The sequence below is a fragment of the Sphingobacterium bovistauri genome (assembly GCF_020295405.1).
Classification (GTDB): domain Bacteria; phylum Bacteroidota; class Bacteroidia; order Sphingobacteriales; family Sphingobacteriaceae; genus Sphingobacterium; species Sphingobacterium bovistauri.
Genome location: NZ_JADEYP010000012.1, coordinates 68,782 through 88,533 on the forward strand (window position 1 = coordinate 68,782; position 19,752 = coordinate 88,533).

Annotated in this window: 22 protein-coding genes; 16 read left to right on the forward strand and 6 right to left on the reverse strand. The window is 34.6% G+C overall.

Annotated elements, in window-relative coordinates:
- Positions 1-27: 27 nt before the first annotated feature.
- The 5 genes from IPZ78_RS08135 to IPZ78_RS08155 all read left to right on the forward strand — a co-directional run bounded on the left by IPZ78_RS08135 (position 28) and on the right by IPZ78_RS08155 (position 3,286).
- Positions 28-813 (forward strand): HEAT repeat domain-containing protein, encoded by a 786-nt coding sequence (locus tag IPZ78_RS08135; protein ID WP_225552538.1) that lies wholly within the window; start codon positions 28-30, stop codon positions 811-813.
- Between the two features lie 558 nt (positions 814-1,371).
- Entirely contained in the window at positions 1,372-1,746 is a 375-nt protein-coding gene (locus IPZ78_RS08140) for a DoxX family protein (protein WP_225552540.1), read from the forward strand.
- Positions 1,747-1,765: 19 nt separating this feature from the next.
- A complete protein-coding gene (locus IPZ78_RS08145) occupies positions 1,766-2,209 on the forward strand; it encodes a VOC family protein (RefSeq protein WP_225552542.1) in 444 nt (147 codons plus the stop codon).
- Positions 2,210-2,216: 7 nt separating this feature from the next.
- Positions 2,217-2,756, forward strand: a complete 540-nt coding sequence (locus IPZ78_RS08150; RefSeq protein ID WP_225552544.1) for a DUF1697 domain-containing protein — start codon at positions 2,217-2,219, stop codon at positions 2,754-2,756.
- 11 nt (positions 2,757-2,767) lie between these two features.
- Positions 2,768-3,286: an SRPBCC family protein gene (locus IPZ78_RS08155; protein WP_225552545.1), complete on the forward strand. Its 519-nt coding sequence runs from the start codon at positions 2,768-2,770 to the stop codon at positions 3,284-3,286.
- Positions 3,287-3,313: 27 nt separating this feature from the next.
- Here the strand turns inward: IPZ78_RS08155 and IPZ78_RS08160 are convergent, their stop codons facing one another.
- Complete coding sequence (locus IPZ78_RS08160; protein ID WP_225552547.1) at positions 3,314-3,649, reverse strand: HopJ type III effector protein; 336 nt, start codon at positions 3,647-3,649, stop codon at positions 3,314-3,316.
- Positions 3,650-3,676: 27 nt separating this feature from the next.
- Here IPZ78_RS08160 and IPZ78_RS08165 point away from each other — a divergent pair, with 27 nt between their 5' ends.
- Positions 3,677-4,126 carry a copper resistance protein NlpE gene (locus tag IPZ78_RS08165; RefSeq protein WP_225552548.1) on the forward strand — a complete coding sequence of 150 codons (450 nt, stop codon included), beginning with the start codon at positions 3,677-3,679 and terminating at the stop codon, positions 4,124-4,126.
- A gap of 55 nt (positions 4,127-4,181) precedes the next feature.
- On the opposite strand, the gene IPZ78_RS08170 is transcribed toward IPZ78_RS08165, so the two are convergent.
- Entirely contained in the window at positions 4,182-4,400 is a 219-nt protein-coding gene (locus IPZ78_RS08170) for a hypothetical protein (RefSeq protein WP_225552551.1), read from the reverse strand.
- Between the two features lie 91 nt (positions 4,401-4,491).
- On the opposite strand from IPZ78_RS08170, the gene IPZ78_RS08175 reads away from it, so the two are divergent.
- Genes IPZ78_RS08175 through IPZ78_RS08200 form a run of 6 tightly spaced genes read left to right on the forward strand, consistent with a single transcriptional unit; the run spans position 4,492 to position 8,011 of the window.
- Positions 4,492-4,944 (forward strand): SRPBCC domain-containing protein, encoded by a 453-nt coding sequence (locus tag IPZ78_RS08175; RefSeq protein ID WP_225552553.1) that lies wholly within the window; start codon positions 4,492-4,494, stop codon positions 4,942-4,944.
- 3 nt (positions 4,945-4,947) lie between these two features.
- Complete coding sequence (locus tag IPZ78_RS08180) at positions 4,948-5,880, forward strand: DUF1801 domain-containing protein (protein ID WP_225552555.1); 933 nt, start codon at positions 4,948-4,950, stop codon at positions 5,878-5,880.
- Positions 5,881-5,885: 5 nt separating this feature from the next.
- Positions 5,886-6,311: an SRPBCC domain-containing protein gene (locus tag IPZ78_RS08185; protein ID WP_225552557.1), complete on the forward strand. Its 426-nt coding sequence runs from the start codon at positions 5,886-5,888 to the stop codon at positions 6,309-6,311.
- Complete coding sequence (locus tag IPZ78_RS08190) at positions 6,298-6,696, forward strand: VOC family protein (protein WP_225552559.1); 399 nt, start codon at positions 6,298-6,300, stop codon at positions 6,694-6,696. The genes IPZ78_RS08185 and IPZ78_RS08190 overlap by 14 nt, the downstream gene beginning before the upstream one ends.
- Before the next feature lie 15 nt (positions 6,697-6,711).
- On the forward strand, positions 6,712-7,140 hold the full coding sequence (locus IPZ78_RS08195; protein WP_225552561.1) for a DUF1801 domain-containing protein: 429 nt from the start codon (positions 6,712-6,714) through the stop codon (positions 7,138-7,140).
- 4 nt (positions 7,141-7,144) lie between these two features.
- Positions 7,145-8,011 carry a YciI family protein gene (locus tag IPZ78_RS08200; protein WP_225552564.1) on the forward strand — a complete coding sequence of 289 codons (867 nt, stop codon included), beginning with the start codon at positions 7,145-7,147 and terminating at the stop codon, positions 8,009-8,011.
- Between the two features lie 56 nt (positions 8,012-8,067).
- Here the strand turns inward: IPZ78_RS08200 and IPZ78_RS08205 are convergent, their stop codons facing one another.
- Complete coding sequence (locus tag IPZ78_RS08205) at positions 8,068-8,736, reverse strand: tetratricopeptide repeat protein (RefSeq protein WP_225552565.1); 669 nt, start codon at positions 8,734-8,736, stop codon at positions 8,068-8,070.
- Between the two features lie 310 nt (positions 8,737-9,046).
- On the opposite strand from IPZ78_RS08205, the gene lon reads away from it, so the two are divergent.
- Together lon and putP are read left to right on the forward strand one after the other, a co-directional pair.
- Positions 9,047-11,518 carry an endopeptidase La gene (gene lon, locus IPZ78_RS08210; RefSeq protein ID WP_225552567.1) on the forward strand — a complete coding sequence of 824 codons (2,472 nt, stop codon included), beginning with the start codon at positions 9,047-9,049 and terminating at the stop codon, positions 11,516-11,518.
- 90 nt (positions 11,519-11,608) lie between these two features.
- Positions 11,609-13,117, forward strand: a complete 1,509-nt coding sequence (gene putP, locus IPZ78_RS08215; RefSeq protein WP_262903852.1) for a sodium/proline symporter PutP — start codon at positions 11,609-11,611, stop codon at positions 13,115-13,117.
- 23 nt (positions 13,118-13,140) lie between these two features.
- Here the strand turns inward: putP and IPZ78_RS08220 are convergent, their stop codons facing one another.
- Complete coding sequence (locus IPZ78_RS08220; protein WP_225552569.1) at positions 13,141-13,551, reverse strand: T9SS type A sorting domain-containing protein; 411 nt, start codon at positions 13,549-13,551, stop codon at positions 13,141-13,143.
- 218 nt (positions 13,552-13,769) lie between these two features.
- Here IPZ78_RS08220 and IPZ78_RS08225 point away from each other — a divergent pair, with 218 nt between their 5' ends.
- Positions 13,770-15,713 carry a KUP/HAK/KT family potassium transporter gene (locus IPZ78_RS08225; protein WP_225552570.1) on the forward strand — a complete coding sequence of 648 codons (1,944 nt, stop codon included), beginning with the start codon at positions 13,770-13,772 and terminating at the stop codon, positions 15,711-15,713.
- 51 nt (positions 15,714-15,764) lie between these two features.
- On the opposite strand, the gene IPZ78_RS08230 is transcribed toward IPZ78_RS08225, so the two are convergent.
- Complete coding sequence (locus IPZ78_RS08230) at positions 15,765-17,450, reverse strand: amino acid permease (RefSeq protein ID WP_225552572.1); 1,686 nt, start codon at positions 17,448-17,450, stop codon at positions 15,765-15,767.
- A 29-nt stretch (positions 17,451-17,479) separates the two neighbouring features.
- Entirely contained in the window at positions 17,480-18,154 is a 675-nt protein-coding gene (locus tag IPZ78_RS08235) for a hypothetical protein (RefSeq protein ID WP_225552574.1), read from the reverse strand.
- Positions 18,155-18,301: 147 nt separating this feature from the next.
- On the opposite strand from IPZ78_RS08235, the gene tyrS reads away from it, so the two are divergent.
- Positions 18,302-19,615 (forward strand): tyrosine--tRNA ligase, encoded by a 1,314-nt coding sequence (tyrS, locus tag IPZ78_RS08240; RefSeq protein ID WP_225552576.1) that lies wholly within the window; start codon positions 18,302-18,304, stop codon positions 19,613-19,615.
- Positions 19,616-19,752 lie beyond the last annotated feature (137 nt).

Sequence of the window (19,752 nt, forward strand, 5' to 3'; positions counted from 1 at the left end):
TTTAACCATTAGATAAAATAGCTTTAGATGGCAAAATTTTATGACCTAAATAAAGATGAACGTTTGATTTTGACCGCCAAAATCAGTGATGCTATATTAGCTGATTTACGTACTCTAGAAATAGAAAATATACTTAACTACTTTGCTGATGATGATGATACTTATATTCGTAAAACCGCTTATTTAACAATCGGAAAGATTTGGAAAAAGAATGAAAATTTGCGACCAACTATTTTGGACACATTGCAAAAATTATTTGACTCAGTAGATGAAAAAGTACGACAAACCACAATAAATGCTGCTGGTGAAATTGGAATGTCGGATTTCAAAACTGTAGTACAATTCTTTGATCAAGGTTTATTTGATAACCACCATATTGTTAGAAATGCAGTAATTGGTTCTGTTAAGAAAATGGGAGAAAAAAATCCCAACCCAACTCTTATTTGGGCGAAGAAATATTTGCATCATCCGGACAAAGAGATTCGAAGAGAGATATGTCATGGCATAGAATTAAGAGGACGTACACATCCACAAGATATACTACCCTTGCTAAAAGAACTTCAAAATGATGAAACAGCTAGGGTAAAAAACACTTTAATACATGTAATAGGTCAGATTGCGTATAAAAAAGGTTGTCTACAAATCGTAGTGGATCATCTCAACACTTGGGAAAACCAAGCTATCATCACGAAGGCCTTAGATGAAATCGTAGATGTTCACCATCGTTATAAAGATTTTGCAATATTAACTACACAGCAAGCCATAGATTATATAGATAAATATGCACAAGTAAGAAATAATATAATCCAGTAAAACATGAATCTTAAAAAATTAAAAATATACCACATCTATCTAGTCTTAGCGATTATAACTTTGATATTAGGACTAATTATCTATCTCTCTAGAGAGTTTTATTCTTTTACACTTAATATTCACGATACATTTCTAATCATTCCGCTTGTTCTAATTGTAGCATTAGTTTTTGTTATAAATTCTATATTCGGAATATTCTATTGGTGGACGGATAAGAATAACACATTTAAAATAAATCCAGTGTTACCTAGAATTCATCATATAGTAGCGATTAGTTCCTCCATATTTTATTTTTTTGGACAAATGATTGCATTAATAAATCACAACAACCTAGATCCCTATTTAAATGAGATAGAATCAAAAGTCAATATAATATTTGTATACCTCTTAATATTAAGCATATTTCTATTTTTTACAATACTTATTTTAGCCTTAATAAAACGACGAAATAACGTTCGTTAAAAAATTTTTCCTATACCAAGTATTTTACTTAAATTACTTAATAGATTAAAAAATCTATTTAAAGAACAAGAACACAAAAACCGTTATACTACAATTATGAGAATATTTAAATTCATTGTCTGCCTTTTAGCCGGACTCATGTTTATAAACGCAGGTTTAAATAAACTTTTCCAATATATTCCAACCCCAGAATTGAGTGAACAACTAATCAAAGTAAATCAAGCTTTTGAAACTATCGCTTGGCTAATGCCGCTTGTTGCTGTTGTAGAAATTGTAGGCGGACTATTATTTGTCATTCCTAAAACTCGTGCGTTGGGAGCAATTGTTCTTTTTCCTATTATGGTCGGAATCATGTTGCAGCACATTTATTATGCACCTGAGGGATTACCAATGGCTGGTATTTTCTTAATTATCATTCTTTGGGCGATTATTGATAATAGAAATAAATATCTAACGTTAATTGAGAAATAACTAAAACAAACTTAATACCATGGCAAAGATACATTCTTACTTGAATTTCAATGGAAATTGCGAAGAAGCTTTCAATTTCTATAAAAATGTTTTCAAAACTGAAATAGGCTGGATCGGAAGATTCGGCGATATACCTGAAGATCCAAACGTTACGATTGCAGATGCCGATAAAAACAAAATCATGCATATCTCAATCAATATCAACAAAGACCAAATGTTGATGGGTTCAGACTGCTTAGAAAGTTTTGGTCAAAAGGCCGTTTTTGGGACTTCCAATTATATTATGCTGGATGTTGATAATGCAGACGAAGCACAGGAACTATTTGCAGCACTGACCGTCAATGCGCAAAATTTAGAAATGGCTTTAGCAGATACCTTTTTCGCAGAGCTATTTTCGTCCTTTACGGATCAATTTGGCATAGCATGGATGATACATTTCGAAGGAAACAGAAAGTTTCAATAAATAACTAATGAAAACTTTCATCATCTTACTTCGTGCTGTCAATGTTTCTGGCAAGAATATTATCAAGATGACTGACCTTAAAGCACAACTTGAGCAATATGATTTTAAAGAAGTAAAAACATATATACAAAGTGGGAATATCTTACTCCAATGTGCTTTGCCTGCTAAGGATGTGCAATCGTCTATTCAAAATTGTATTTCAACGCATTTCGGTTTAGATATAAACGTTTTTGTGTTGGATGAACAAAAATTGAACAACATACTGCAACAGAATCCTTTTGCAGGGAATCAAGAAGGCAACAAGGTATATATCACAATTCTTGACAAAGAACCAGAAAAAGATCTTGCTAATAAATTTAAGGAAATTGATTTGGGCAAAGAAGAGTATATTTTAGCTGGTGACATCTTTTATTTTTACCTCCCTGAGGGTATGGCGAAAAGTAAACTTAGCAATCCATTTATTGAATCCAAGCTCAAAGTAATAGCAACAGGACGAAATCTCAATACGATGGTGAAACTACAACAATTAGCAGTACAGATTAACTAACCTAATAAATCATGAAAATATTAAAAAATATACTAATTGCCTTACTTGTATTAGTTGGTATTGTATTAATAATTGCAGCAATACTTCCCAAAACATTCCATGCAGGAAATGAATTAGTTGTAAACAAAAATGCACATGAGGTCTTCGAATATGTAAAGCAAATCAAAAAGCAAGGCGAATATGACAACTGGTCAAGACAAGATCCTGACATTGAAAAACAATATACTGGTGAAGATGGAACGGTTGGTTTTACTTATACTTGGAAAAGTAAAAAAGTAGGTAATGGCAAACAAGTAATTACCAAAATAGAAGATGGAAAAAGAGTAGAAATGGATTTATTCTTTGACAATGCTGAGGAAGCAAATAAATCTTTTATTGCAGTAGATTCAATAGCGCCATCACAAACTAAAGTTACTTGGGAAATTGATGGCAAAATGCCATTTCCCTTTAATATCTTCACTTTATTTTATGATATGAATGAAGATTTCAAACAAGGACTTCTAAATCTCAAAAATAATTTAGAAAAATAATAGAAGGAGGATATTTTCCTCCTTCTATTATTTTTCTACTAATACTGTATTTTCAAAGTAAACACCGTTCCATCCATGTAACATGAATTGGCGGATATTTTGATGATCTGTCGCCTCAGGTGTGGACAAAACAGCATCATAATGTTCCGCAAATAATGCCAACGTATCATCTTGAGAAAGATTGTTTAATTTTGCAAATGACAATACACGTGCACTACCTTGGTTTTCTGTTTCTGCATTGTTTTGATCTCCATTTTTAAACGCCGAAGGCGAATAAATATAATGAGCATCGATGTAAGCTAAAACATCTTTGAATACTATTTGTTTAGCTTTTAGTTGTTGTAATAATTCATTTAAAGACATAAACAAATATAAATTATTTCTATACGTATGAAGAATTCTATGCTGATAATATCGACATGTGTTGCTTTATTGACAACTGGATGTCAAAATCCCACAAACAAAAATCAAGATACACCTGTTCACACCGACACAAATACGGCAGTGCATGACGACCACAATTCTCAAAACTCATTGGACTGGGCTGGTACTTATCAAGATACTATTCCTTGTGCAGACTGTCCTGGCATACTAGCTACAATCAAATTACACGAAGATGGCACATATTCTTATTCTGCCAAATATTTAGAACGAAAAACTATACTGCAAGACACAGGACGCTTTATGTGGCACAACAACGGCAGTGTAGTGCACTTGAAAGGCAAAGAAATTGACACAAAATACAAAGTTGGAGAAAATGTACTATTGCAGGCAGATAGTACAGGGAACATTATAAAAAGTGAAATGTCCGACAAATTTTCTTTACACAAAGTACTGTAATAAAAAAGGTTGCTCTTACTGCAACCTTTTTTTATAACATTACTAGTTTAAACTGCTATTTCTTATTACCACGTAGCAATGCTACAAGCAAAAGAATAAATACCGCAGCACCGACTATCCAAACCCATGGTTTGGCAAACATATTGCCATCATCTTTATTAATGTCTATATCAATATCAAGCCCTTTATCCTGTGCAAAAGAATAAATTGAAGTGAAAACGAACGTAATTAACAATACTGAACGTTCCCAAGATAGTGTCAAAAACTTTTTCATAATGAAATAATAGTAAGTTTATAATTAGGAGTAAAACACAATACACCTCAAAATTGTTCTAAAAAGAAAAACAATTTTAATAAATTACGCTATGATTGAAGCATTAACAGCCAAAGCAGCTATACAAATTCTAAAACCTATAGAAGTGGTCTATGACGCAATTGTAAATCCTGAAAAAATGAGCCAGTATTTTATTGAGCGAGGTACCGGACGTTTGGATGAAGGAACTGTTGTCGATTGGAAATTCCCTGAATTTGATGACATTTTTCCAGTTGAAGGACGGTTAACACAATCTCATGACTATATTTCATTCGATTGGAGTGGCGGAACACCTGATATGTTGGTAGAAATATTCTTAGAAAAAATTTCACCTACAGCAACTGTTGTTCGAATCAAAGAAGGCACATTTAGTACTGATGTTGATGATATAAAACAAGTTATTGGACAAACTGAAGGCTGGGCTAACTTTTTAGCTTGTCTTAAAGCTTATCTAGAATATGGGATAAACCTTCGCAAAGGAGCTTTCGACTTTATGAAACATTAAGCAATGAATGTGGTTTTTCAAAATATCGACGAATACATTTCTTTACAAGAATCTGTAAATCAACAGAGACTAAAGGAACTACGGCAAATAATTGTTGCCATAGCGCCTAGTGAAACAAAAGAAATTATTTCCTATCAGATGCCTACATTTCGTTATAATGGAAATCTTATTCACTTTGCGCAATTCAAAAATCACATTGGCATCTACCCTGGTCCTGATGCTATAGTAGCTCACAAAGATCAGCTATCTGGATACAAGACCTCTAAAGGAGCTATACAAATTCCCAATACTATTCCTCTAGACAAAAATCTTATAGAATCATTAATACACTTTAATGTCGAACAGCTAAAAGATAAAAAAGGACCTAATTGGGATTCATACCGTGACCAATGGCTAGATTTATACGAAAAAATGAGCCAATTGATTTTAAAGACAAATCTGACCAAAGAATTCAAATGGGGCACCGATGTATATACCTTTCAAGGGAAAAACATTATAGGTTGGGCTGGCTTTAAGAATTTCTTTTCCATTTGGTTTTACAATGGCGTATTTTTAACTGATCCTTATCAGGTATTAGTAAATGCTTCAGAAGGAAAAACCAAATCTTTACGTCAATGGCGAGTTAAGGATAATTCAGACTTTGATGAAAAAAGAATATTAGAATACATCCAAGAAAGTATACAGACTATTCTGGATGGAAAAACTATCCCTATTGAAAAAGGAAGTTCCAAAGCTCCTGAAGGTATTTTAAAAGATGAATTGACTAATAACAAACCTTTTCATGAGGCTTTCTATAAATTAACAGCAGGACGCCAGAAAGAATACATAGAATACATCAACGAAGCCAAACAAGACAAAACTAAAATCGCACGATTAGAAAAAATAATACCAACGATATTATCAGGAAAAGGATTAAATGACAAATATAAACGCTAAACAAAATGGAAAAACCAATTGTACATATCGAAACAACGATCAATGCACCACTACAAACCGTATGGGAGCAATACAATAATCCAGAGGCAATAATCGAATGGAACCAAGCTAGTCCTGACTGGAATTGCCCATCCTCTACCAACGATTTAACCATTGGTGGCCGATTTAAAAATAGAATGGAAGCCAAAGATGGTAGTTTTGGATTTGACTTTGAAGGTGAATATCTAGACATCATCCCCTATCAAAAAATTGTCTACAAAATAGATGACGGCAGAAAAGTAAATATCAAATTTGCTGCACACGAGAACCATACGCATATGTTTATCGAATTTGAAGCAGAAGACACCAACCCTATTGAGATGCAACAAGGCGGTTGGCAGGCTATATTAAACAGTTTTAAATCTTATATTGAAAATAATGGGAAAGCCTAAACCGAAAGTAGGTCAATTTTATTGGACAGATATTGCTGTAGACAGACCTGAGGAGCTCAAGGACTTTTATAAAGATCTATTTGGTTGGCAAGAAATAGCAATACCAATGAAAGATGGTGACGAAGAATATGTTGACTATGCTATGGCAATTGACGCGGAAACGGCTGGTGGCGGAATATGTCACAATAAAGGTGAAAACACAGGATTCGCAGGTCAATGGATTCCTTATTTCTACGTCGAAAATCCAGATGAAACTTTAGAAAAATCCTTAAAAAACGGAGGAACATCTCTTAAAATCGGAAAAAAGAAAGATGGCTCGGTTAGCTATGCCATTATTCGTGACCCACAAGGAGCTATATTTGGATTTGGAAATATGGTAGTATAATCTTTAGATTTCAATATGCCTATTAATAAAACGACATACACAGATGCGGATGTATTAACATTTATCAATACAGTCGATAATCCTCAAAAAAGAGAAGATAGTCTGCAACTCATTCAACTGATGGAAGAAGTGACCGGAGAAAAAGCCAAAATGTTTGGACCATCTATTATCGGCTTTGGTCAATACCATTACCAATACGCAAGCGGGCATAAAGGAGATGCTCCATTATTAGGTTTTTCACCACGCAAAGCCGCAATATCACTTTATGTATATACAGGAGCTGAAGAACATAAACATTTGTTAGAACACCTCGGGAAATATAAAGTTGCTAAAGCTTGTATATATATTAAGAAATTGTCAGACATCAACGAAAAAGAATTGATAACACTAATGAAAGCAAGCATTCAATTCATTTCCGACCATTACACTAGAGTTTATAATTGAGTATATGAAATTAAAACATTTCATTCTTCTTTGTTCCTGCCTATTCAGCATAAATACGCAAGCTCAAACTAATTGGCAACAAATTCTTGTTGGAACATGGAAAGTTGAAAATAAAAACCAATATGAACATTGGGATATTATGAATAAAAATAGCTTGAAAGGATATTCATATTCTCTTAAAAATAATATACCTCATGTCACAGAATATCTTTCGCTTGATAAAAAAAATAACAGATGGTTGTATTCCGCTGCCGTTAAAGGACAAAACGGAGGAAAATCTATTTCTTTTTCAGTACAAGAAAATGATACGATATTAAGAATTACAAATCCAAAACACGATTTCCCCCAAACCATTACATATCAATACAAAGATTCTTTAAACTTAGCAGTTACAATTTCTGACGATAAAGACGCAAAATTCAGCTATAACTTAATCAAGATTGATTACACAGGTACAGCAAAAACAAATTCAGTAAACCCAAATTATGATGAATCCCTAGCGAAAGAACTAAACGCGGATGACTATGGAATGAAAGCCTTTTATCTTGTTATTCTAAAGACAGGATCAAATACTTCGAATAATGCATCTGAACGTAATGAAAGTTTTAGACAACACCTCGCTAACATAAATAGATTAGTTGAAGAAGAAAAAATGATTGTGGCTGGACCACTAGGAAAAAATGACAATACTTATCGCGGTATTTTCATCCTCCATAATATTAAATCCAAAGAAGAAGTACGAAATATCCTAAATTCTGATCTTGCAATAAAAAACAACTATTTAACTTTTGATATATATGATTGGTATGGTTCAGCAGCTTTACCTATATATTTAAAAGCAACAGATAAAATATGGAAATCAAAACCTTAAAATAAAAGGGCGGAATGTTTTCCATATTCCGCCCCTTATTTAAATTGTGTTTATTCTTATTTTAAAAGATCTCTATAAACTTTAGCTTTTTTAAGCTCAGTTTGGATATCTTTTCTGTTCGCGTCAGAAGCTAAAACTTTTTCATAATCAGCTACAGCTTTTGTATATGCTTCAGTTGCTACTTGTTTATTATATCCTGTAGAACCAACCGTACCTCTTAAGATACCCAAATCCCTGTAAGCTACAGCACGATTTTGATATAATTTACCATCATTTGTGTTAATTGCAATAGCTTTTGAATAATCTGCAATAACTGATTGCAACAATTGCTCTTTCTGTGTTACCGACAATTTTGAATTCTTATCAACAGCTAATGTATTATTTGCTTTTGCTTTGTAATAGTAAGCGTTTGCATTTTTTGCATCTAAAGCTATCACTTTACCAAATGTATCTGCTGCCTTCTTGAAATCCGTAGACTGAAACTGCGAATATCCTAACAAATAGAGTACATTAGGATCTTTCTCTTCTGCTGGCAAAGCTTTCTCTAGGTACGTAACAGCTGATTTAAAATCACCATCCAACAACGCTTTTTGACCTAGACGAACATTTGTATTTTTATGCTCTTCCTGTTGTGCACTTGATGTCAAAGCCAGTAAAGTTAAAGCTAATGTTGACACCCCGATCTTCACCGATTTTAATCCGCTATTTAAATTGTTAAAGTTCATATCTTGAATTTTAAATTGTTTCTATCCTGATTAGAGTAAAAATGCTACAATTAGTTTAAGCTATCAACAAATACTTATAAACATTTCCACATTGTAATATTTAAACTAAGTGATCTATATAATCCCATTTTTTTAATACTGCCATGAAAACAATATATTGCTGACGAAATAGCAGTAAACAATATAGTTATAGCATAAATGATACCAATTTTGTATTTGGCATTCCACTTGCACTATATAATCTCACATCAATAAGATAAAAAATACACATATAAATCTGACAACTTGTCGGAGGAGGATCGATATACATATGAGCAAATTTAACACATTCGACTTCAATCAAGCCATTCCAATTATTAGTGAGGATACGGAGTTTTTTCCGTTGTTGAGTCAGCAAGATGAAGATGAAATGAGAAACGAAGATATACCTGAAATTTTAGCTATTCTGCCTTTACGAAATACTGTATTATTTCCTGGAGTAGTAATTCCAATTACGGTAGGGCGTGATAAATCTATAAAACTTGTCAAAGAAGCCTATAAAGGTGACAAAACAATTGGTGTCGTATCACAGAAAGATATGAATGTGGAAGACCCAGGATTTGAACAGCTAAATAAAATAGGTACTGTAGCAAGTATTATTAAAGTATTACAAATGCCGGATGGCAATACTACGGTTATTATTCAGGGTAAACAGAGATTCAAATTAAACGAATTGGTGCAGGCAGAACCCTATATCAAAGCAAAAGTTGAACGATTTACCGAAGATAAACCAAAGACAAGTAGTAAAGAATTCAAAGCGCTGATTTCTTCTATCAAAGAATTGGCTTTGCAAATTATTCAGTTGTCTCCCAATTTACCTTCAGAAGCAGGTATCGCAATCAAAAATATTGAAAGCCCTACTTTCTTGGTGAATTTTATATCTTCAAATCTTGCCTTAGAACTTCCATCTAAACAAGAATTATTAGAGACTAAAGACTTTGTCAAAAGAGCGAAGTTGTTGTTAGAGCATCTGACTACAGAAATTCAAATGCTTGAACTAAAGAACCAAATTCAAAATAAAGTTCGTATTGATTTAGATAAACAACAACGTGATTATTACCTTAATCAACAACTTAAAACAATTCAGGAAGAATTGGGAGGTAATACACCAGACTTGGAAATTGAAAGTCTAAAACTGAGAGCTAAGAATAAGAAATGGCCTGAGGAAGTTAAGAAGCACTTTGATAAGGAAATTGAAAAATTAGCACGTATCAATCCTGCTGCTGCTGATTATTCAGTTCAATTGAATTATTTAGAATTACTTTTGGATTTACCATGGGGTGAATTTACCAAAGATAAATTCGATTTAAATCGTGCAGTAAAAGTTTTGGATAAAGACCATTACGGTTTAGAAAAAGTAAAACAACGTATTATCGAGTATTTGGCTGTATTAAAGCTAAAAAATGATATGAAGGCCCCTATTTTATGTCTTGTAGGCCCTCCAGGAGTTGGTAAAACCTCCTTAGGTAGGTCTATAGCTAAAGCTCTAGGTCGTAAATATACACGTATGGCACTAGGCGGAGTTCGTGACGAAGCTGAAATCAGAGGGCACCGTAAAACATACATCGGTGCAATGCCTGGTCGTATTATTCAATCATTGAAAAAAGCAGGAACATCCAATCCAGTTTTCGTCTTAGATGAGATTGACAAATTAGGATCAGATTTCAAGGGAGATCCTTCATCAGCTTTGTTAGAAGTATTAGACCCTGAGCAAAACACGAATTTCTATGACCACTATGTGGAAATGGAATATGATTTATCGAAAGTCATGTTTATTGCTACAGCAAATTCATTGAGTTCTATTCAGCCAGCATTGTTGGATAGAATGGAAATTATTGAGGTCAACGGATACACTATTGAGGAGAAAATAGAAATTGCTAAAAAGCATCTGTTACCAAAACAGCGCGAAATGCATGGTCTGAACTCAAAGGACGTAACACTTACTGGAAAAATTATTGAAAAGATCATTGAAGAATATACGCGTGAATCTGGGGTACGTGGTCTAGAAAAGAAAATTGGTTCTATCGTACGTGGCGTAGCAACTAAAATTGTAATGGAAAAACCATATGCTGCTAATATAAATGCAGAAATGGTAGAAGAAGTATTGGGGGCACCAATTTTTGACAAAGATATTTACGAAAATAACGACGTTGCAGGTGTGGTTACTGGATTAGCATGGACCGCTGTAGGTGGAGATATCCTATTTATTGAATCTAGTCTCAGCCCTGGAAAGGGGAAATTGAGCCTTACGGGTAATCTAGGTGATGTGATGAAAGAATCTGCCGCTATCGCAATGGCATATTTACGCTCACACGCAGAAGAATTTGGAATTAACTATAAAGTGTTTGATACTTGGGATGTAAATGTCCACGTACCTGCGGGAGCTACTCCAAAAGACGGTCCTTCTGCCGGTATTACTATGCTTACAGCATTAACCTCTTTATTTACTCAACGCAAGGTAAAAGAGAAATTAGCCATGACGGGTGAGATTACTTTACGTGGAAAAGTTCTTCCTGTAGGTGGCATCAAAGAAAAAATATTAGCGGCAAAACGTGCGAATATTAAGGAAATTATTCTTTGTAAATCCAATCAAAAAGACATCATTGAGATAAAAGAAGATTACATCAAGGACATGAATTTCCACTACGTAACAGAAATGTCAGAGGTTATTAATATCGCTTTGACAAAAAATAAAGTCAAAAATCCAAAAGACATCGAAAGATTCTTGGAAGCCAAGAACTAAAATAAAATCGTATTAAAAAAAGCGTTATTCCTAATGAATAACGCTTTTTTTAATGCTTTTACTTATCTTCAAAGTACAAATGCCAAAATTATGAACACTTACGAATATATATCTATTGGTTTATACCTTCTATTAATGATTTTAATAGGTGTTTATTCTTATATAAAAACAAAAAACAGCTCAGACGATTTTTTGATTGGGGGACGAAAAATGGGGCCGGTGGTTACAGCTTTGTCGGCTGGAGCAGCAGACATGAGCGGTTGGTTATTAATGGGCGTACCAGGTGCTGTCTACTTATCAGGGATATCAGCGACTTGGATTGCAATTGGATTGACAATAGGTGCTTATTTAAACTATATACTTATTGCTCCAAGACTAAGAGTATATACCGAGGTCTCTAACAATTCGATTACCCTTCCCGTATTCTTTGAAAATAGATTTAAAGACAAATCGCAACTACTCAAAATTGTATCAAGTTTACTGATATTAATATTTTTCACCTTATACACATCTGCAGGAATGGTTTCAGGAGGGCGATTATTTGAATCTGCTTTTGGAATGGACTACAGCACGGGACTGATTGTGACAAGTTTCGTTGTGGTATTATATACGTTTTTAGGTGGATTTTTAGCCGTTAGTTTGACTGATTTTGTTCAAGGCACAATCATGCTGATCGCTCTTCTTTTAGTGCCTGCAGTCATGCTGATCGACCTAGATGGTTTAACAAACACTTTTAGTATCATCGAATCAAAAAATTCCTTCTATTTGGATATATTAAAAGGGAGCTCTACTATAAGTATTATCTCCTTACTTGCTTGGGGGTTGGGGTATTTTGGACAACCACATATTTTGGTCCGTTTCATAGCAATAGAAGATGCTAGAGAATTAACCAAATCACGACGAGTAGGTATAGGTTGGATGATTTTAACAGTAGGTGGCGCTATCCTTGTCGGTCTTTTTGCAATTGCCTATATCACATCACAATTACCTGAAAAGATGGCGTTTTTTGATGGGTCAAAAGAAAATGCAGAAACTGTATTTATCTATTTCTCGCGTTATCTTTTTCATCCCTTAATCGGAGGTTTCCTTCTTTCAGCTATTTTAGCTGCTGTAATGAGTACCATTTCTTCACAACTCTTAGTGACCTCGAGCTCAATGACCGAAGATATTTACAAAGCATTTATAAATAAAAAAGCCAATTCTAACCAGCTATTACTAATCAGTAGACTTTCTGTTTTATTGGTCGCAATAATTGCGTTTTGGTTGTCTTTAACTCCCAAGGATAGTATCCTAAATTTAGTTGGAAATGCTTGGGCTGGTTTTGCAGCTGCATTTGGACCATTGATTATTCTTTCATTATTTTGGAAAAGAACAACCATGCAGGGCGCTCTTACGGGGATGATTTTAGGAGCTTTGACAGTCTTAGCTTGGGTTTATGTTCCACATGACTATAAAGAACTCTATGAAATAATTCCAGGATTTGCAATCAGTTTTATAGCAACAATCGTTGTATCATTGTTTACAAAAAATGAAAATAAAGAGATTGATAAAGAGTTTAACCAAATGGAAGAAATTATCCTTAGTCACAAATCTAAGTAGGGAATTATTGTAAAAACGTAGAATTATTTAATTGAGATACGTTTTACAACTGTTTCAGATCCTGATGCTACACGCAAGAAATAAAAACCAGGAGATACTTTTTCATTCGTATCAAAAAGTTGGTTTTGATTACCTTCCTCCAACGAACCGTTAAACAAATGTAGGACTTCATTACCCAATGCATCCATCAACTTTATTGTTACATTTGACTGTTTAGATAATTTAAATGAGACAACGATTTGTTCAACAACTGGATTATAGGAAGCTTTGACGTTAGTTATTAATTTATCCTGATTATCCTTCTCATTTTCAAACACGTAGGAAGGTGCAGAGATAGCATACACATGTGAACCAATTAAGCCAAAAGCGAATATGGATAGAGCAAAAACTCTAACTTTCAACATATTACTAACTTTTAGTTTTAAACTTCTCATTATGTACAATTATGACAATTAATATTGGCAGTGGTTTAAAGATTGAATAACTTTTGTACTATTAACTGTTAATACAAATGTAACTCGATTTTGGTTATCAGCATTTAAAAATAAATATTTTTTTTCAACAATTAACAATTTTTAACAAGTTTGTTCGTTATGTCGAAAAATAGCTATAAATTGGCAGCCAAAATTAATATAATTATATAGAAATAATAATGGGTTCCCTCCATAACCAACATTTAAACAAGCTCAGTGGGGCGGGTTTATTGATCGCATTAGGCATCATTTTCGGAGATATTGGCACATCTCCTCTTTACGTTTTCAAAGCAATTTTTCATAAATCAATAGTAGACAAAGACCTCGTGATAGGCTGTGTGTCTTGTGTTTTGTGGACATTAACTTTTCAAACGACAATCAAATACGTCTTAATCACATTGAATGCGGACAATAAAGGTGAAGGAGGTATTTTATCTTTGTATTCTTTAGTGCGCAGAAAAGCCAAGTGGCTCATCATTCCCGCTATTGTTGGCGCTTCAACATTGCTTGCAGATGGTATGATTACTCCTGCAATCACTATTTCCTCTGCAGTAGAAGGATTAGCTATACATAACCCTACTATACCTACTGTCCCTATAGTAATTTGTATTATTTCTATTTTATTTTTAATACAACGGTTTGGAACATCCATTGTAGGTAAAGTTTTTGGTCCGTTGATGCTAATTTGGTTTAGTACAATAGGAATACTAGGTTTTAATTATATTGATGAAGCCCCTGAGGTTTTGAAAGCTATTAACCCCTATTATGCAGTGCAGACTATCATACATTACCCCAATGCTTTATTTATAATTGGTGCTATATTCCTTTGTACCACTGGTGCAGAAGCATTATATTCCGATATGGGGCATTGTGGCAAATCTAATATTCGTGTTAGTTGGATATTTGTTAAGATAGCCCTAATCTTAAATTATTTTGGACAAGGTGCTTATTTAATTACTCAAAATGGAAAATCTATTGGAGAATCAAATCCATTCTTTTCTATTATGCCTGATTGGTTTGTCTTTTACGGTGTAGCAATTGCAACTGTTGCGGCTATTATTGCGAGTCAAGCAATGATATCCGGATCATACACACTTATATCCGAGGCCGTAAGATTAAATATTTGGCCAAAAGTTAGTATTCGATATCCGAGTAATCAAAAAGGTCAACTTTATGTTCCTTCAATCAATTTGATTTTATTCATTGGCTGTATGCTTATCATATTTGTCTTTGAAAAATCGAGCAATATGGAAGCTGCATATGGATTAGCTATTAACCTTACATTCTTGTCCACTACTATACTGATGATTTTCTTCATGATAAGGCATCGAATAAACAAGTTTTTAATTTGTCTGTTTGCTGCTGTTTATTTTATCATTGAAATAACATTCTTAGTAGGTAATGGAGTTAAAATTACACATGGCGGATGGCTTACTATTTTACTAGCTTCTTCCATTTTTATTGTCATGTACGCATGGCATAGAGCAAGGAAAATCAAAAATGAGTTTGTTCGGTTTGTCCCTATTGACCAATATTTCCCTATTATTGATGAGCTAAGCAAAGATAGTTCTGTCCCGACATTTGCCTCACAATTGGTTTACCTTACCAGCGCAAATAACAAACATGAGATCGAAGCTAAAGTTATTTACTCTATATTAAATAAGAAGCCTAAACGAGCAGATGTCTATTGGTTTGTCCATGTAGACGTAACAGATGCGCCATATGGTAGAGATTATAGTGTAGAACAATTGATTCCAGGGAAACTGATACGCATTGATTTCAAACTTGGATTCCGCGAAGAACAAAAAATTAGTCTTTTATTCCGAAAAGTTGTTGAAGATATGGTTGAAAAAGGTGAAGTAGATATCATTAGTCAATACGATACGCTGAAAAAACATAAAATACCAGGTGATTTCAACTTTGTAGTTTTGGAAAAAGTATTTACCAAGACTTCATCTTTAAATTGGCCAAACCGCATTGTCATGGAGATCTACAAAATTCTTCGACGATTTAGTTTAAGTGAAGAAAAAGGCTTTGGGTTAGATAGTAGTTTTGTGACATTAGAACGTGTTCCACTCAATATTCCAACAACAGAGAATATTCGATTACATCGAACTAATTAATAATAGAAAAACCACTCCGAAAAGAGTGGTTTTTCTATTATATCAAAAGTTTTATTCTTGCGTACGTAATTTTGAATTCTTATATCCGTACATAAAATATATAACCAAACCTATCGCTAGCCAGATAATAAAAATTATCCAGTTGCTCGCGCCTAGCTCTGTCATCAAGTACAAGTTTACCAAAATACCGATCACAGGCAATAAAGAAAAGTTATGTTTATACGACAGAACACTCATGGTAAGCCAAGTCAACCAAAACACAACGACTAACGACTTATGCAAGATAACTTCAGATGCGCCCAAGGTCTTCCATTCAGCAAGACTATCCTGACCATAAATATACATTAAAATCACTCCAGCAATAAAGCTTAAACCAATTATATATTTACCATTGACATAAGGTACTTTGAACTTAGATTTCGCTGAAAGCCCCGATTTATCCATATATAACACACCTGCACATACTAAGATAAATGCGAAGAAAGTTCCGACAGAAGTCAAATCCACGAAGAAGTCCATCTTAAAAAACAAAGCTGGTATTGCAACCACAAAACCTGTAACTATAGTCGCAAAGGATGGTGTTTTGTATTTCGGGTGAATCGTGGCAAATTTCTTCCATAATAAACCATCACGACTCATCGTCATCCAAATACGCGGCTGTGCCAATTGAAATACCAACAATGCACTAGTAATTGCAATTACAGAAGTCACAGAAATAATCCCAGCCATATAGTCAAAACCTACATATTGGAATACGTAAGCCAAAGGATCCTTCACATTCAGTTCGGTATAATTTACCATACCCGTCAACACCAAAGTAATCAACACGTATAAGACAGCACAAATAACCAAACAATAAATCATCGCCTTTGGAAGGTCGCGTTGTGGATTTTTACATTCCTCTGCAGTAGTAGAAATGGAATCAAATCCGATGAAAGCAAAAAATACAGCAGCCACCCCACTCATAACACCACTTAGCCCATTCGGAGCGAAAGGTGTCCAATTCTCTGGTTTTACAAAGAATAACCCACCAAAAATAACCGCTACAATTATCCCTATCTTAACGATAACCATAATATTACTCGCACGCTGGGATTCTTTAATACCGATATAAACCAACCAAGTCACCAATACCGTAATTAAGCCTGCTGGCATATCAAATATGATAGGTAAATCGCCAATACGAGGCGCCGTTTCATAAGCCTGTAAAGCTATTTTATCTATCCCTGTTAATTTATCCGCGCCAACTTCCAACATTTTTGTATGTGCGTCAAAAGCGTATGCTGGCGCCATGGTCATCCATTTAGGGAGATGAATTCCAAAACCTTCGAGCATAGACACAAAATATTGCGACCACGATATAGCGACCACCATATTTGATACAGCATACTCCAACACCAATGCCCAACCGATGATCCAAGCAAATAATTCACCGAAAGCAACGTAAGCATACGTGTATGCAGAACCCGAAACGGGCACTGTGCTGGCGAATTGTGCATAAGAAAGAGCTGTAAATACACAAGCGAACGCAACAAACACAAACAACATCGAAACGGCAGGACCTCCGTTATAAGAAGCTAAGCCTATCGTACTAAAAATCCCCGCCCCTACGATCGCAGCGATACCCAAAGAGACCAAATCACGTACCCCCAAAATCTTAGCCAATCCGCTTCCCTTAGTTTCCGCGTCTAGCAGTATTTGGTCAACACTTTTCTTCTTGAAAAGCTGGTTTTTCATATAATTAATTTTATGTTTATTTAAAAGACTTAATCCAACTGTTGCATGATATAAGCATAAATGTCTGCATAATCCCTCAATTGCTCACGTTGGTAATTATCCAATTGCTGGGCAAGAACTTCAAAGTGATGAGTCTTAGGCGTAAAATTCCAAACACGTTTGCAGATATTAAAAAGAGCGTGTGGAATATTATCCACTTTAGCGTAATCAAAGATATATTTTGACGCTACAAATTTATCATAAAAGTTGAAAAATCTCTCAATATCTATACTTTCAAAAGATTTTAGATAATTGGTCAGTTGATTACGATCTACATGCTCCAAATGTTCGTACAATCTACCTACTGATAACAAATTATTTGCAATCAACTTGTGGTCGAGCAATAATTCCAAACTTATATGCGCCAAAAAAGAGGCTCTAATCGGCAAATCTTCAATCCCCTTCTCAATGACTTTACGTATTTCATGGGTATGATGGTAAAAAAAGTCAGAACTATGAAACAGTTTATCGACTTCTAAGTGCCTCCTCCATCCTTCTGTCAAGGATTCACTCTTTGGACCTAAGGGAAAAGAACTTTGAAACTTGTGCAATGGAAAAGAATAGGTTTTGTCAACATTCTTCAACAAATCAGGCAAAAGTCCACCTAATACTTGCTCAGAATAAGCAGCATAACGTTCGAAATAGTAATGTGACAAAAAGTTCAAAATCCAGCAATATTGCAATAATTAATCGTAAGATACATCATAATCTGTTATCTTTGCAATCTTAATTAAAAATTATATAATCATATCATTATGAAATATCCGTATTAGGATATTCCATAGGACAATTGAAAATCAAACAAAACAGTTATGAATTTTGTAGAAGAATTACGTTGGAGAGGCATGCTTCAAGATATCATGCCGGGTACCGAAGATTTACTGAACAACGAAAAAGTGTCAGGTTATATCGGTTTTGACCCAACTGGCGATTCTTTACATGTAGGTCATTTGACTCAAATCATGACTTTAATCCATTTTCAAAATGCAGGACACAAACCTGTTGCCCTTGTTGGAGGTGCTACAGGCATGATTGGCGACCCTTCGTTCAAGTCTGCAGAAAGAAATCTTTTGGATGAGGCTACTTTACAACACAATGTAAACTGTCTTAAAAATCAATTAGCAAAGTTTTTAAATTTTGGCGACGGCGAGAACGACGCCAAGATGGTGAACAACTACGATTGGTTCAAAGATTTCAGCTTTTTGGATTTTATTCGTGATGTAGGTAAGTTGATTACGGTCAACTACATGATGTCCAAGGATTCGGTAAAGAAACGCTTAGAAGGTGATAACGGTCTTTCGTTCACCGAATTTACGTATCAACTGATTCAAGGATATGATTTCTATTATTTGTGGAAACATCACAACTGTAAAATCCAGATGGGTGGATCAGATCAATGGGGTAATATTGTAACGGGCTCGGAGATGATTCGTCGTCAAGATCAAGGCACGGCTTACGCATTGACTACCCAGTTGATCAAAAAATCAGACGGTCAGAAATTTGGTAAAACCGAATCTGGTGCCGTATGGTTAGACCCGAAGAAAACTTCTCCTTTCAAGTATTACCAATTCTGGTTGAACGCGACCGATGATGATGCGAAAAACTGGATTAACATATTTACACTTCGTTCAAAAGAAGAATTAGAAGCGATCGTAGCCGAACATGAGGCAGCTCCACATTTGCGTATCGTACAGAAAGCTTTGGCAGAGGACATCACTATCCGTACACACTCCAAAGAGGCTTACGAAACAGCTGTGAAAACTTCTGAATTCTTATTTGGTAACGGTTCGTTAGAATTCTTAGGTAATCTAGATCATGAAGCTGTTCTCGAAGTATTTGACGGCGTGCCACAATTTACAGTGAGCAAGGCTGAATTGGAAGCTGGCGTGAACATTTTGGACTTATTAGCTGTTCAAACTCAGGTTTTCGCATCCAAAGGTGAAGCCAAGAAAATGTTAACAGGCGGTGGTGTATCGTTGAACAAAGTGAAATTGGGCGATATCGAACAAACGGTGACAGCTGCTGATCTAATCAACAACAAATACTTAGTTGCTCAAAAAGGTAAAAAGAATTATTTCTTGATTATTGCGGAAGATAATCTTAAAGCTATTTATCCAGATGAATAATTGGGTATTTAGATATTTTGGAAAAGCCTCAATCGTTGATTGGGGCTTTTTTTTGCACTCGAAACTGTCATTCCGACACCAGAAGGAATCTAAAAATCATAGAGATAAAATCACAATTTTGACTTATAAATCTACTA

Coding starts and splice junctions, on each gene's coding strand:
- IPZ78_RS08150 (WP_225552544.1), top strand. CDS start 2,217: ATGAAAACTTTCATCATCTTACTTCGTGCTGTCAATGTTTCTGGCAAG.
- IPZ78_RS08155 (WP_225552545.1), top strand. CDS start 2,768: ATGAAAATATTAAAAAATATACTAATTGCCTTACTTGTATTAGTTGGT.
- lon (WP_225552567.1), top strand. CDS start 9,047: ATGAGCAAATTTAACACATTCGACTTCAATCAAGCCATTCCAATTATT.
- IPZ78_RS08175 (WP_225552553.1), top strand. CDS start 4,492: ATGATTGAAGCATTAACAGCCAAAGCAGCTATACAAATTCTAAAACCT.
- IPZ78_RS08180 (WP_225552555.1), top strand. CDS start 4,948: ATGAATGTGGTTTTTCAAAATATCGACGAATACATTTCTTTACAAGAA.
- IPZ78_RS08225 (WP_225552570.1), top strand. CDS start 13,770: ATGGGTTCCCTCCATAACCAACATTTAAACAAGCTCAGTGGGGCGGGT.
- tyrS (WP_225552576.1), top strand. CDS start 18,302: ATGAATTTTGTAGAAGAATTACGTTGGAGAGGCATGCTTCAAGATATC.
- IPZ78_RS08135 (WP_225552538.1), top strand. CDS start 28: ATGGCAAAATTTTATGACCTAAATAAAGATGAACGTTTGATTTTGACC.
- IPZ78_RS08140 (WP_225552540.1), top strand. CDS start 1,372: ATGAGAATATTTAAATTCATTGTCTGCCTTTTAGCCGGACTCATGTTT.
- IPZ78_RS08205 (WP_225552565.1), bottom strand. CDS start 8,736: ATGAACTTTAACAATTTAAATAGCGGATTAAAATCGGTGAAGATCGGG.
- IPZ78_RS08220 (WP_225552569.1), bottom strand. CDS start 13,551: ATGAGAAGTTTAAAACTAAAAGTTAGTAATATGTTGAAAGTTAGAGTT.
- IPZ78_RS08190 (WP_225552559.1), top strand. CDS start 6,298: ATGGGAAAGCCTAAACCGAAAGTAGGTCAATTTTATTGGACAGATATT.
- IPZ78_RS08160 (WP_225552547.1), bottom strand. CDS start 3,649: ATGTCTTTAAATGAATTATTACAACAACTAAAAGCTAAACAAATAGTA.
- IPZ78_RS08170 (WP_225552551.1), bottom strand. CDS start 4,400: ATGAAAAAGTTTTTGACACTATCTTGGGAACGTTCAGTATTGTTAATT.
- IPZ78_RS08185 (WP_225552557.1), top strand. CDS start 5,886: ATGGAAAAACCAATTGTACATATCGAAACAACGATCAATGCACCACTA.
- IPZ78_RS08230 (WP_225552572.1), bottom strand. CDS start 17,450: ATGAAAAACCAGCTTTTCAAGAAGAAAAGTGTTGACCAAATACTGCTA.
- IPZ78_RS08165 (WP_225552548.1), top strand. CDS start 3,677: ATGAAGAATTCTATGCTGATAATATCGACATGTGTTGCTTTATTGACA.
- IPZ78_RS08145 (WP_225552542.1), top strand. CDS start 1,766: ATGGCAAAGATACATTCTTACTTGAATTTCAATGGAAATTGCGAAGAA.
- IPZ78_RS08195 (WP_225552561.1), top strand. CDS start 6,712: ATGCCTATTAATAAAACGACATACACAGATGCGGATGTATTAACATTT.
- IPZ78_RS08200 (WP_225552564.1), top strand. CDS start 7,145: ATGAAATTAAAACATTTCATTCTTCTTTGTTCCTGCCTATTCAGCATA.
- putP (WP_262903852.1), top strand. CDS start 11,609: ATGAACACTTACGAATATATATCTATTGGTTTATACCTTCTATTAATG.